The sequence below is a fragment of the Thermomonas hydrothermalis genome (assembly GCF_900129205.1).
Taxonomy (GTDB): Bacteria; Pseudomonadota; Gammaproteobacteria; order Xanthomonadales; family Xanthomonadaceae; genus Thermomonas; species Thermomonas hydrothermalis.
The window spans coordinates 1-13,057 of sequence record NZ_FQUK01000018.1; the positions used below are offsets into that span (position 1 = coordinate 1).

The window sequence follows — 13,057 nt, forward strand, 5'->3', positions numbered from 1 at the left end:
GTTCACTCTGAGCCAGGATCAAACTCTTCACTTAAAGTCTTCGAGGCCAAAGCCTCTAATGCTTCGAAGCGCAAAGCCTGACCAGACCCAATTACTCGCTGTACGTGTACTTGCGTACGAATACAAAGAATTGAGGTTCTGTTCAGACATCTGCTATGGACAACATCCACAGCCAGACGCCCGCACAAGTCACCTGCGCACACTGTCAAAGATCGCAAAGCCAGGCCGCAACGCCTACCTCTCTACCTCAGCGCCGTAGCGCCCGAGGGAGCCCAACATCATACAGGGGTTTTCATGTCTGTCAACACCCTGCGAGGCCGCCTCTCTCCCCCGCCTCAGCCAACACCGCCTCGGCAGGGGCGCGCATCTTAGCCGGACTGTTACTGGTGTCAACCCCTCCCCCATTCATGCAGCGAGCGCGGTGCTGGCTGAATGATCATTCAGCCAGCACCAGACGAACCCGCGCGAAGTTGCGTTTACCGACGGACAGGACACCCTCAAAGCCCGGCTTGAACACGCGGGCTGCGTCCTCGAACACGGCGCCATCGATGCGCACTGCCCGCTCCTTGAGCTTGCGGTTGGCCTCGGAGTTGCTGGGCATCAAGCCTGCCGCAACCAGCAATGCGGCAATCCGCAGACCATCAGCGGGGACAGCGACATCGCGAAGTGGCAGCGCCGCCACATCGCCCTCACCCCGGACCGCGGCATGCCAGCCGGCCACTGCCTGCTCGGCCTGCGCCGCACCATGGAAGCGTGCCGCCAGTTCACGCGCCAGCCGCAGCTTGATGTCACGCGGATTGCACTGCCCCGCTTCGACCTCCGTGCGCAGCCTGCGCGCCTCATTGATGCCGATGTCGAAGCTCAGCAACTCGATCCACTTCCACATCAAGTCGTCACCGATCTTCATGGTCTTGGTGACGATGTCGATGGCCGGCTCGTTGATGCCGATGTAGTTGCCCAGTGACTTGCTCATCTTGTGCACGCCATCCAGCCCTTCCAGCAGTGGCATGGTGAGCACGATCTGCGGCGGCTGCCCGTAGTGTTCCTGCAGTGCCCGCCCCATCAGCAGATTGAACTTCTGGTCGGTGCCACCCAGCTCGACATCGGCCTTGAGCGCCACCGAGTCATAGCCTTGCACCAGCGGGTAGAGGAACTCGTGGATGGCAATCGGCTGCTGCGCGGCATAGCGTTTGGCGAAGTCGTCACGCTCGAGCATGCGCGCCACCGTGTGCTGACCGGCCAACCGGATCATGTCGGCTGCCGTCATCGCACCGAACCATTCGCTGTTGAAACGCACCTCGGTGCGTGCCGGGTCGAGCACCTTGAACACCTGCTCGGCGTATGTTTTCGCATTGGCCTGCACGTCTTCGCGCGAGAGCGGCTTGCGGGTGGCGCTCTTGCCGGTGGGGTCGCCGATCATGCCGGTGAAGTCGCCGATCAGAAAGATCACCTGATGGCCAAGCTCCTGGAACTGCCGCATCTTGTTGAGCAGCACGGTGTGGCCGAGGTGTAGATCCGGCGCGGTCGGATCGAACCCCGCCTTGATCCGCAGCGGCCGCCCCTGCGCCAGACGCGCCTTGAGTTCTTCCTGCTTGAGGATCTCCTCGCTACCACGGGCGATCAGGGCAAACGCCGAGGCGACGTCGGTGGATACAGATTCAGACACGGACAAGCTCTCCAGCGGCGGATCAGGCGCCGCATTCAGGGTTGCAGGGGTAAGCGTTAATCACGCGTTAAACCGTGAAACCGAAAAACTTTCGGAGATTCAACGGGTTGACGCATGTTCCACGCACGTCTATGGTAGCGCCTCATGCGTGCGAGGACGCGGGGAACGATGATATGACGGAATCCAATCACGACGCGGTGCGTCGAGGCAATCTCGAACGTGCCCGCGTCAATGCGGACCGCCCAGTCAAAGCGTCAACCTCCCATCCCTTCAAAGGCCGCTGGTCGCGCCGGCAATGGGCGCATGCCAGTGTGCTGACAACCATGGCCGTGCTCCTGGCCAGCATCGTCCCCGGCTTCTCCAATCTACTCACCTCGCCGACCGCGCCACGGGCGCAATGGACGACGATGCAGCTCAGCCTGCCCAAGCTGAGCCGCGCTCGGATCAGTCCGACCGATGATCACTGGCAGACGGTCACCCTCAAGCCCGGTCAGACCTTGAGCGGCGTATTCGAGGAGCTGGGCATCCCGTACGACCAGCTAGAACGGGTGATGCAGCACCCCAAGATCAAGCCCACGCTGCGTAAGCTGCGCCCTGGCACGCAATTGAGCTTCAACCTGCCGGCCGATGGCAGCGTGCGGGCGATGCGCCTGGAGCCTGGCCCGGGCATCGGGGATACCCCGATTGAGCTGGAATTCGATGGCGATGCCCTGCGTGAGCGCGCCGTGCCGGTGGAGATCACCACCCGCACCGTGGTACTGACCGGTGAAGTCGGCAAGTCGCTGTTCGCCTCGGCGCGCAAGCTGGGCTTAGGCAGCGCCCAGATCAACCAGCTCACCGATGAGATGTTCAAGTACGACATCGACTTCGATTCCGACCTGAGCGAAAACGACCGCTTCAGCGTGGTCGTTGACCAGACCTGGAAGAACGGCCAGCTGGTCCATACCGGCCCGGTTCTGGCCGCCACCTTCACCGTCGATGGCAAGGTCAAGAGCGCGTTCCGCTTCGTACGCGACGGCAAGCCCGAATACTTCACCGCCGATGGGCGCTCGCTGCGTCGGCCGTTCATCCGCATGCCGATTCCATACGCCCGCCTGACCTCCGGGTTCGGTGGTCGCAACCATCCGGTGCTGGGCACGTTCCGCATGCATAAGGGCGTGGACTATGCCGCTGCGCCCGGCACACCGATCCAGGCTGCGGGCGATGGCCGGGTGGCCTTCGTCGGCCGCCAGGGCGGGTATGGCAACGTGGTGATCCTTGACCACGGTGGCGGCAAGACCACGCTGTACGCCCATATGTCGCGCTTTGCCAAGCTGCGGGTCGGCCAGCGGGTGACGCAGGGCACGGTGATCGGCTATGTCGGCAGCACCGGGCTGGCCACGGGCCCGCATCTGCACTACGAATTCCGCGTCAACGGCGTGCACATGAACCCGCTGAAGATGACGCTGCCGCCGCCGGCACCGCTGTCGGGTGCGGATCTGGTCGCCTTCAAGAACGAAACCCGGCGCGCGCTGGACAAGATCCACGAAGTCGAAGACGTGGTGTTCCAGCTCGACGGCGACCGAGTTGCCAGTGCCACACCGAAGCATGCTGCGTCATCCCGCAAGAAGGGCTGATCGCGTTGCCGTGATGCGATACTGCGCGGCATGTCCGCGCCCACTGCCCACAACGGCCTGTTCCTTGGCCTGATCTCCGGCACCAGCGTCGATGGCATCGACGCCGCGCTGGTGCACTTCGATGACACCAGCGCCCACGCCCGCCCTACCCTGCGTTTCGGGCGAACCTATCCGTGGCCGCCTGCCTTGCGGGAACGGCTCATCATGCTGGGCCAGGAAGCGCATGCGATCACGCTCGATGAACTGGGCGCGCTTGATGTCCAGATCGGGCGCGCATTTGCTGACGCGGCGCTGCACGCCATTCGTGATGCCGGGCTGACGCCAGAGGCGGTCACCGCGATCGGCTCGCATGGCCAAACGCTGCGCCACCGCCCGCATGGGCCGGTGCCATTCACCCTGCAACTGGGCGACGCGCATGTGATCGCTGAGCGTTGCGGCGTGCCGGTGGTCGCCGATTTTCGGCGTCGCGACGTGGCGGCTGGCGGGCATGGCGCGCCGCTGGTGCCGGCATTCCACGCCGCAGTGCTGCACGATCCGGGTGAGGACCGCGCAGTGCTGAACCTGGGCGGCATCGCCAATCTCACTCTGTTGCCCGCCCAGGGCAGCGTGCGCGGCTTCGACACCGGCCCCGCCAACGGCCTGCTGGATGCCTGGTGCCTGCGTCACACTGGCCAGCCGTTCGATGCCGGCGGCGGCTTCGCCGCCCAGGGCAGCGCCATCCCGACATTGCTGGCACGCCTTCTGGAGGATCCGTGGTTTGCGTTGCCTCCCCCCAAATCCACTGGCCGCGACCACTTCCACCTCGGCTGGGTGGAGGCCGCCTTGCATGGCCAGGAACACCCTGCCGACGTCCAGGCCACCCTGCTGCACTTGAGCGTCCGCACCATCGTCGCAGCATTGCAGGCCACCCAGCCGCACACCCGGCGGTTGATCGTCTGCGGCGGCGGCGTTCACAACCCGGTGCTGATGGCCGCGCTCGCCGAGGCCCTGCCGGGGGTCGTGGTCGAGGCCAGTCGCGCGCATGGGCTGGATCCGGATTTCGTCGAGGCGATGGCCTTCGCTTGGCTGGCACGCGAGCATCTGGCCGGCCGCCCAGGCAACCTGCCGGCCGTGACCGGCGCCAGCGGCCCGCGTGTGCTGGGGGCGCTCTACCCTGCCTGACCTCACTCCCCAGCCGCACCGGCAGTGTCCGCCGCGAACACCCGCTGGCGCAGCACCGGAGTGAGCGCGACGTACAACAGCAGCGCGGGGATCAGCGCCAGCACGGTGATCACGAAATACATGCCGTAGCCGGTGACCATCACGATGCTGCCGGCAAAAAAGCCCAGGATCTTGCCGGGTAAGTTCACCAGCGAGCTCAGCAATGCGTACTGGGTGGCGGTGTGTTCGCGACTGACCAGCGCTGACAGGAACGCCACAGTCGGCGGGCCCAGCATCCCCAAGGTGAAGTTCTCAGCCGAGATCACGGCGGTGAGCACCCAGAGATCGCCTTTGTGCACCATCAGCAGCAGATAGAGCAGATTGCAGCTGCCGCAGACCAGGATCATCAGCCCGAGTGATTTCCACGCCCCCAGCCGGGCCACCAGCGCACCGCCACAGAACACGCCGAGGATGCCCACCCAGACCCCCCAGAGCTTGGTGATCGAACCAATCTGGGTCTTGGTGAAGCCCTGATCGACATAGAACGGGCTCATGATGCCGCCCACCGTGGCCTGCTCCGGAATCTTGAACAGCAGGATGAAGGCCAGCAGGGTCAGCGCCAACGCTGCGCCGTAACGGCGGAAGAAATCGGCAAACGGATCGACCACCGCCTCCACCATCGCCTGCCGCCAGGGCCGTGGCGGCACTGGCACATAGGCGGGCTCCGATGCACGCAGGTTGGCCGCCAGCGGGATCAGCATGGCCGCCGCCATGGTGGCGTACACCAGCGGCCACGGCAGATGGTCCGCCATGATCGCCGCCAGCGCACCGGCCAGGATCAGGCCAAGCCGATAGCCCAGCGAATAGGTCGCCACCAGCGCCCCTTGCGCCTCCACAGGCGCAATCTCGATCCGGTAAGCATCCACCGCGATGTCCTGGGTCGCCCCGAAAAACGCCACCGCCAGGGTGGCGACCACGAACGCTCCTAAGTGAACCGGCGTGATGACAGCCATCGCCACCAGGCCAGCCATCACCCCCAGCTGCGCCGCCAGCAGCCAGCCGCGGCGTCGCCCCAACCGGGAAAATCCGGGCAGGCGCCAATGATCGAGCAGCGGCGCCCAGACGAACTTGAAGGCGTACAGCATGCCGGCGCTGGCGATCATGGTGATGTCCTTGAGCACGATGCCCATGTCCTTCAGCCAGAACGCCAGCGTGCCGGCCACCAGCAGGAACGGCAGCCCGGAGGAAAAGCCGAAGAAAAACATGGTGCGCGCCGCCGGCTGCGCAAATGCCTGCCACACGGCAGGCTTACCTGTCCTCGGCGCACTCATCGGGCGTACTCCACCAGCATCGGTGCATGGTCGGAAAACTTCGGCAGCGGGAAGATCTCGGCGCTGCGGATGCTGGACGCAATCCCCGGCGTGCACAGTTGATAGTCGATCCGCCAACCGACGTTGTTGGCGCGGGCGTTGCCGCGCTGCGACCACCAGGTGTATTCCTCGGCATCCGGCTTGACCACCCGGAATGCGTCTTTCCACCCATAGGCAGGCGGCACGATCAGGCCGTCATGATGCGGATCGGCAATCAGTGAATTGAGCCAGGCGCGTTCGTGCGGCAAGCAGCCGGAGTTTTTCTGGTTGCTGGCCCAGTTCCGGATGTCCTTGCGGGCGCGGACGATGTTCCAGTCGCCGCACAGCACGTACTCACGCCCACTGGCCAGCCACTGATCCAAAATCGGCTTGAGCCAATCCATCACCTGTTCCTTGAACTGCTGCCGTGCTGCGCCTGAGCTCCCGGACGGCAGGTAGAGGCTGACCACCGAAAGCGCACCGAAGCGCGCCTCGATGTAGCGCCCCTCGTCATCGAATGGGGCCCAGCCCAGCGTGGTGCGTACCTCATCCGGCGCGCGGCGACTGTAGATCGCCACGCCGCTGTAGCCTTTCTTGGTGGACGCATCCTTGAACCACGCCATGTAGCCTTCAGGGCGAACGGCGGCATCGCCGAGCTGATGTTCCTGCGCCTTGGTCTCCTGTACGCACAGCACATCCACGTCGTGGCGGCTAAACCAGTCGAAAAATCCCTTGGCCGCAGCCGAACGCAGACCATTGGCGTTGAAGGTAAGGATGCGCATGCGCGATCAAGCTCCGCAAAAAAATCCGTGCAAGCATAGCCCGATCCGCACAGCCACCCGCAGGCATACGGTAGTCTGTTGCCCGCCGGCCCTGCCCGCAGGCCGCACCGGGCCGACAGCCGCCGACGCCCTGTCCTGACACCCCCATCCACAACCATCCATGTCCGACTACCGTCACCGTTTCCTGCACCTGGCCCTGCGCGCCGAGGCGCTGCGCTTTGGCGAGTTCACTCTGAAATCGGGCCGCCGTAGCCCCTATTTCTTCAATGCCGGCCGGTTCGAGTCCGGCGCGGCGCTGGCGGCGCTGGCCGGGTGCTATGCCGATGCGGTGGAAGCCGCCGGGCTGGACTTCGATCTGCTGTTTGGCCCGGCATACAAAGGCATCCCGCTGGCCACCGCCTTAGCCTGCGAATACGCCCGCCGCGGCCGTGACCTGCCACTGGCATTCAACCGCAAGGAAGCCAAGACCCACGGTGAAGGCGGCACCCTGATCGGCGCCGCACTGGCCGGGCGACGCGTGCTGATCGTGGACGACGTGATCACCGCCGGCACCGCGATCCGCGAGGCGCTCAGCCTCATCCGCGCCGCTGGCGGCGTGCCGGCCGGGATCGTGATCGCGCTGGACCGTCAGGAGCGCGTGGACGACACCTCGACTGTCTCTGCTGCCCAGGCCGTCACCGCCGAATACGGCATCCCGGTGATCGCCGTGGCCAGGCTGGATGACCTGCTTGCATTCGTCGGCGAAAGCGCCGACCTTTGCAGCCATCGCGATGCCCTGCTCGCCTACCGCTCGCGCTACGGCATCGCCTGACCGATATCACGACCGCAGGGGACGCCGTCATGTCACGCCACCGCCAACTCAGCTTAACCCTCATGCTTGCGCTGTGCGGCGCCGGCCATGTGCTGGCGCAATCCAACCCGCCACCGCAGAAAAAGATCTACTGCTGGGACGAAAACGGCCACAAGGTGTGCGGTGATGCCTTGCCGGCCGCCGCCGCCGAGCGCGCCCGCACCGAGATCAGCATCAAGAGCGGCCTGCCCACGGCCCATGTCGAGCGGGCGCTGACCGAGGAGGAGCGCAGCGCCGCCCAGCAGGCGGCCGAAGCGGCCCGACGTCAGGCCGAAGCCGAGGCCATGCAGAAACGCCGCGATCTGGCGATGGTGGAGTCGTACATGACCGAAGCCGATCTGCGCCGCGCCTACGGTGAACGTACTGCGCTGCTGGACGAATCCATCAAGACCAGCCAGCTCAGCATCACGACCCTGCATGCCAGCCTGTTGTCCCTGCTGAAGCAGGCGGGGGACCAGGAACTGTCGGGCACCCCGGTTGCGCGCCAGACCACTGAAACCATTCGCGCCCAGCACGCCGAGCTGCTGCGCCAGCGCCAGCTCTTGCAGGCGCAACAAGCCGATCGCGCCGCGCTGGAAAGCGAACTGGCCGATTCCATCCGCCGTTACCGCGAGATGAAGGGCAACACCGCCCAGACGGCAGGCACCGCTACCGCGCCAACTCCGTCTCCTTGACCGCGCCGCCCGCGGCGGGGCAGCGCCCGCCGTGCGGCACCGGCATGCGCTGTGCGCGCCGGATCAGAATGGCAACTGCAAACCCGGCTCCAGTTGCAGCAGCTTGTCGCGGAAGGCCTGCTGGATGCGTGCCATCGCGTTGACGCTTTCGGCATCGAACCGCATCACCAGCACGGGCGTGGTATTCGACGCCCGCACCAGCCCCCAGCCGTCCGGCCAGTCCACTCGCACCCCGTCGATGGTGGTCAGCCGCCCACCTTCGAACCCCGCCAGCAGGCGCAGGCGCTCGACGAACTCGTGCGGGTCCTGCCCTTCGGGCAGCTCGACCTTGATCTCCGGGGTGGACACGCCATCGGGCAGGCTCTCGAACACCGCTTCTGGCGGCTCGCCACGCAAGTCAAGGATTTCCAGCAGGCGCGCTGCGGCATAAATGCCATCGTCGAAGCCATACCAGCGCTCGGCGAAGAAGAAATGCCCGCTCATCTCGCCGGCCAGTGCGGCGTCGGTCTCGCGCATCTTGGCCTTGATCAACGAGTGCCCGGTCTTCCACATCAGCGGGCTGCCACCATGCCGCAGGATCTGCGTCGCCAGCCGGCCGGTGCACTTGACGTCATAGACGATCACCGCGCCCGGATTGCGTTCCAGCACATCGGCGGCAAACAGCATCAACAGGCGGTCGGGGAAGATGTTTTTGCCGGCTTTTGTCACCACGCCAAGCCGGTCGCCATCGCCATCGAAGGCAATCCCCAGATCGGCATCGAGCCGTTGCACCATCTGCACCAGGGCATCGAGGTTGTGCGGGTCGCTCGGGTCGGGATGATGATTGGGGAAATGCCCGTCGATCTCGCAGAACAGCGGGGTGACGTCGGCCCCGATCGCGGCCAGCACGCGCGGGCCGATCTCGCCGGCCACGCCGTTGCCGGCATCCACCACCACCTTCAGCGGCTGGCCGATCTGGATGTCGCTGGCGATGCGCTGCACGTAGTCGTCGCTGATGTCGCGCACATCCAGCGAACCTTCCTGATCGGCTTGCAACAGCCGGTCTTCGGCGATGCGGGCGTGTAGATCGCGGATGGCGTCGCCGGCAAGCGTCTCGCCGCCGACCACGATCTTGAAGCCGTTGTACTCCGGCGGGTTGTGCGAGCCGGTGATGGCCACACCGCAACCGGTTCGCAGATGGTAGGTGCCGAAATACACCACCGGCGTCGGCACCATGCCGATGTCGATCACATGACGCCCGGCCTTGCGCAAACCGGCGATCAGCCCCTGGGCGAGGTCAGGCCCGGACAGGCGGCCGTCGCGACCGACCACGATGGTGTCCAGCCCCTGCTCGGCCATCACTGTGCCAATTGCCTGTCCGATCAGCTCGGCCACTCCGGCATCCAGCGAATGCCCGATCACGCCGCGGATGTCGTAGGCGCGGAAAATGCGCGGATCGATCACCACCGGTGCCCGCTCGGCACGTGCGGCGCGGTCATGCTCGCGCGCCTTGGCCGCTGCAGCCGATGCCGGCGCAGATGGTACGTCCAGCTGCAGATCGGCCAGGGTCGGCCCGGCGTCCTCCACCCCCACTCCGGCGCTGGCCTGCATGCGCGGACGCCACCAGAACCAGACCCCACCCGCCAGCGCCAGCAGCAATGCCCCTAGCACGATGGACGGCATGCCATCCAGGCCAAACGGTGCCATCGCCAAGTCGGGGGCCGCCGCGGCGATACGCAGATCGCTGTCGGGCACGCGTGCGCCCATCGCCTCGGCCGAATCCGCCAGACCCGTGTCACCGCGCTCGATCACACTCGCACGCCCCTGGCGCAACGCCAGATACGTCCCTTCCGGCAGGGCCGGCGCCTGTACGCCCGCCTCCAGCCGCCGCAATGGAAGCTCGACATAAGCCACCAGCGGCGGATCGGCCGTGACCGGGGCCGCCAGCGCCAACCAGTGCTGGCCGCGGGCTTGCACGATCCTGCTGCTGGCCTTGCCGCTGGCAAGGGCTTCTTCGACCACCGCCAGGGTGCCGTAACCGCTGCGCGGCAGGCCAGAATAGAGCCCGTCCAGATCTGCCGGCCAAAGCTCGGCACGCGCCACCTCGCTCAACCCCTGACGGAGCTTGGCTTGCGCCGCCTGCCGGTCACCCGCCGCCAGCGCAGCCCGGAACTCGGGCGCATCCAGCTGATGGTGGAAGGCTTGGCGCTGCTCGTTGAGCACCCGCCGCACCGACGCCACCGCATCGTCACGCGCATACTCCAGCCCATGCTGCCGGGTCTCATCGCGCAACCGCAGCCCACCGGCCACCAGACACCACACGCCCAGCACCACCAGCAGCGCAACGAGCCAAGGCAACAGGCGCAACGCCTGTAGCGGGTCTAATCGCAGCGACAATTTCGCCGCGTCGTCCTGTGCATCGTTGTCCTGTTTGCGCCCGATCCCGAACACTGCCATGCGTCTCCCCCGTCAGCGCACGCCGGTGTGGCCAAAACCACCCTCTCCGCGCGCGCTTGTTTCAAAAGTATCCACCACCTGCAATACCGCGCGCACCACCGGCAGCAGCACCAGCTGGGCCACGCGATCCCCCGGCATGATCGCAAAACGGCTGTCACTCCGGTTCCACAGGCTGATCATCAACGGTCCCTGGTAGTCGGCATCGATCAGGCCCGTGCCATTGCCGAGCACGATGCCATGCCGATGCCCCAACCCCGAGCGCGGCAGGATCACTGCGCACAGACCGGGATCCGCGATGTGGATGGCCAACCCCGACGGCACCAGCGCGGTCTCGCCCGGCCCCAACTGCAACGGCTCCGTCAGCGCCGCACGCAAATCCAGCCCGGCGCTGTGCGCGGTGGCATAGGCCGGCAGCGGCCACTCCGTACCAAACCGCGAATCCAGCACCCGGACCTGTAAACGATGTGTGTTCATGCCAGCCGCTCCGCCAGCAGATCCAGCAACTGCCCTGCCAACGTCTGCTTGGACGCCGGCCCCAGCGCCTGCTGCCCCTCCGCCGAGATCACCAGCAGCGCGTTGTCATCGCTTTCGAACCCGGCCCCGGCCTGACCCACCTGATTGGCGCAGATCAGATCCAGCCGCTTGCGCAGCAGCTTGTCACGCGCGTACTCGGCCACCTGCTCGGTTTCCGCCGCAAACCCCACCACCAGCCGCGGCCGCTGCGGGCTGGCGGCCACCTCGGCCAGGATGTCCGACGTCTTGACCAGTTCCAGCATCAACGTCTCCTGCCCGGCCTGCTTCTTGATTTTCTGGGGTGACGTCATACGTGGGGTGAAATCGGCCACTGCCGCCGCCCCGATGTAGGCATCGCACGGCAATGCCGACAACACCGCCGCATGCATCTGACGGGCACTGCGCACATCGATACGCTGCACCCCGGCAGGCGTCGGCAGATGCACAGGCCCGGCAACCAGCACCACCTGGGCGCCGCGCGCAGCCGCCTCGGCCGCCACCGCAAACCCCATCTTGCCGCTACTCCGGTTGCCCAGAAACCGCGCCGGATCGATGTCCTCATAGGTCGGCCCGGCGCTGACCACGATGCGAACCCCCGCCAGTGCCGCGCTCATGCCATCGCCTCCAGCGCCGCCACGATCTCCAGTGGCTCGGCCATCCGCCCCGGCCCCGATTCGCCCTCGGCCAGCGGCCCGTCGCCAGGGCCGACCACACGCACGCCACGCGCCAGCAAGGTCGCCAGATTGGCCTGGGTGGCCGGATGCCGCCACATGCGATGGTTCATCGCCGGCGCCACCAGCAGCGGCGCTTCGCTGGCCAGACACAGGGTGCTGACCAGATCATCGGCCAGCCCGTGCGCCAGCTTGGCCAGCATGTTGGCCGTGGCCGGCGCCACCACCACCCGCTGCGCCCAGCCGGCCAGTTCCAGATGCCCCATCGCCGCCTCGGCGTGGGCATCCCAGAGCGACGTCCGCACCGGCCGGTGGGAAAGCGCCTGAAAAGTCTGCGCGCTGACGAAACGCTGCGCGTTCTCGGTCATCGCCACCTGCACCTGCGCCCCGGCATCACCCAGCCGCCGCACCAGATCGGCGGATTTGTACGCCGCTATCCCGCCGCACACACACAGCAGCACACGGCACCCGGCAAGCGGTAACGGGGTTGGATCCTGTGTCACGCCATTCCCTGACTTTCTGACCAGCGTCCAGCTTACCCGATGCCGCGCCCGGTTCTGCTGTCTTACCCCACGCGACCCGGGCAAGCTGCCGGCATGCATATCCGCGACTGGCCCGCCGACGAACGTCCCCGCGAAAAACTGCTGGCCCGCGGCCCGCAGCAGCTCTCGGATGCCGAGTTGCTGGCACTGTTCCTGGGCTCAGGCACTGCCGGCCAGGATGCCGTGAGCACGGCCCGTGCGCTGCTTGCCGAACACGGCGGCCTGCGCCCCCTGCTGGACCGCGACCCGCGCGCACTGACTGCCCTGCGTGGCATTGGCCCGGCCCGCGCCTGCCTGCTGGCGGCGGCGCTGGAGCTTGGCCACCGCCATCTGGCCGCAGGCCTTCAGCGCGGCGAAGCCCTGACCGACCCCGGCGCCGCCGGGCGCTATTTCGCACGCCGGCTGCGCGGCCTGGATCACGAAGTCTTTGCGGTGCTGTATCTGGACAACCGCCACCGCGCCCTGGCCTTCGAGGAACTGTTCCGCGGCAGCATCGACGGCGCCGAAGTCCACCCGCGCATCATCGTCCAGCGCGCCCTCGCCCATGGCGCTGCCGCCGCCATCATCGGCCACAACCACCCCAGCGGACACCCCGACCCCAGCACCGCCGACTGTGCCGTCACTGCGCGCATCCGCCAGGCCCTGGCCCTGGTGGACGTGCGCCTGCTCGACCACATCGTGGTCGGCGACGGCCCGCCCACCTCCATGGCCGCCCGCGGGCTGCTGTGAGCGTTGCGCGGATCCCGCGCAAGTTTTGGCGCCGTACCACGCTTGATCTCAATGACCCAAGGCTGGCGATGGCCGGAAAGTTGGAGCAA

10 protein-coding genes and 1 pseudogene are annotated in these 13,057 nt (G+C 66.5%); 5 read left to right on the plus strand and 6 right to left on the minus strand.

All coding sequences use genetic code 11. The annotated features are described in order from the left end of the window. Positions 1-436: 436 nt before the first annotated feature. Entirely contained in the window at positions 437-1,666 is a 1,230-nt protein-coding gene (gene tyrS / locus BUA29_RS06430) for a tyrosine--tRNA ligase (protein ID WP_072755791.1), read from the minus strand. A gap of 173 nt (positions 1,667-1,839) precedes the next feature. On the opposite strand from tyrS, the gene BUA29_RS06435 reads away from it, so the two are divergent. After that, positions 1,840-3,282: a M23 family metallopeptidase gene (locus tag BUA29_RS06435; protein ID WP_072755792.1), complete on the plus strand. Its 1,443-nt coding sequence runs from the start codon at positions 1,840-1,842 to the stop codon at positions 3,280-3,282. A gap of 30 nt (positions 3,283-3,312) precedes the next feature. Beyond that, positions 3,313-4,443 (plus strand): anhydro-N-acetylmuramic acid kinase, encoded by a 1,131-nt coding sequence (locus BUA29_RS06440; protein WP_072755793.1) that lies wholly within the window; start codon positions 3,313-3,315, stop codon positions 4,441-4,443. A gap of 2 nt (positions 4,444-4,445) precedes the next feature. Here the strand turns inward: BUA29_RS06440 and BUA29_RS06445 are convergent, their stop codons facing one another. Both BUA29_RS06445 and BUA29_RS06450 read right to left on the minus strand, forming a co-directional pair. Further along, entirely contained in the window at positions 4,446-5,753 is a 1,308-nt protein-coding gene (locus BUA29_RS06445) for an AmpG family muropeptide MFS transporter (RefSeq protein ID WP_245770519.1), read from the minus strand. Then, positions 5,750-6,553 carry an exodeoxyribonuclease III gene (locus tag BUA29_RS06450; protein ID WP_072755794.1) on the minus strand — a complete coding sequence of 268 codons (804 nt, stop codon included), beginning with the start codon at positions 6,551-6,553 and terminating at the stop codon, positions 5,750-5,752. Before BUA29_RS06450 ends, BUA29_RS06445 begins: the two co-directional genes overlap by 4 nt. A 160-nt stretch (positions 6,554-6,713) precedes the next feature. Here BUA29_RS06450 and pyrE point away from each other — a divergent pair, with 160 nt between their 5' ends. Together pyrE and BUA29_RS06460 are read left to right on the plus strand one after the other, a co-directional pair. After that, entirely contained in the window at positions 6,714-7,364 is a 651-nt protein-coding gene (pyrE, locus tag BUA29_RS06455) for an orotate phosphoribosyltransferase (protein ID WP_072755795.1), read from the plus strand. A gap of 29 nt (positions 7,365-7,393) precedes the next feature. Further along, positions 7,394-8,077 carry a hypothetical protein gene (locus BUA29_RS06460; protein ID WP_143148834.1) on the plus strand — a complete coding sequence of 228 codons (684 nt, stop codon included), beginning with the start codon at positions 7,394-7,396 and terminating at the stop codon, positions 8,075-8,077. Positions 8,078-8,140: 63 nt separating this feature from the next. Here the strand turns inward: BUA29_RS06460 and BUA29_RS06465 are convergent, their stop codons facing one another. The 3 genes and pseudogenes from BUA29_RS06465 to coaBC form a co-directional block, all read right to left on the minus strand. Continuing rightward, positions 8,141-10,513 (minus strand): phosphomannomutase/phosphoglucomutase, encoded by a 2,373-nt coding sequence (locus tag BUA29_RS06465; protein WP_084602380.1) that lies wholly within the window; start codon positions 10,511-10,513, stop codon positions 8,141-8,143. A gap of 12 nt (positions 10,514-10,525) precedes the next feature. After that, positions 10,526-10,987, minus strand: coding sequence for a dUTP diphosphatase (gene dut, locus BUA29_RS06470; RefSeq protein ID WP_072755797.1), 462 nt, complete (start codon positions 10,985-10,987; stop codon positions 10,526-10,528). Then, a pseudogene (gene coaBC / locus BUA29_RS06475) lies at positions 10,984-12,200 on the minus strand (bifunctional phosphopantothenoylcysteine decarboxylase/phosphopantothenate--cysteine ligase CoaBC). Before coaBC ends, dut begins: the two are co-directional and overlap by 4 nt. A 93-nt stretch (positions 12,201-12,293) precedes the next feature. Here coaBC and radC point away from each other — a divergent pair. After that, a complete protein-coding gene (gene radC, locus BUA29_RS06480) occupies positions 12,294-12,968 on the plus strand; it encodes a RadC family protein (protein ID WP_072755827.1) in 675 nt (224 codons plus the stop codon). Positions 12,969-13,057: the final 89 nt, after the last annotated feature.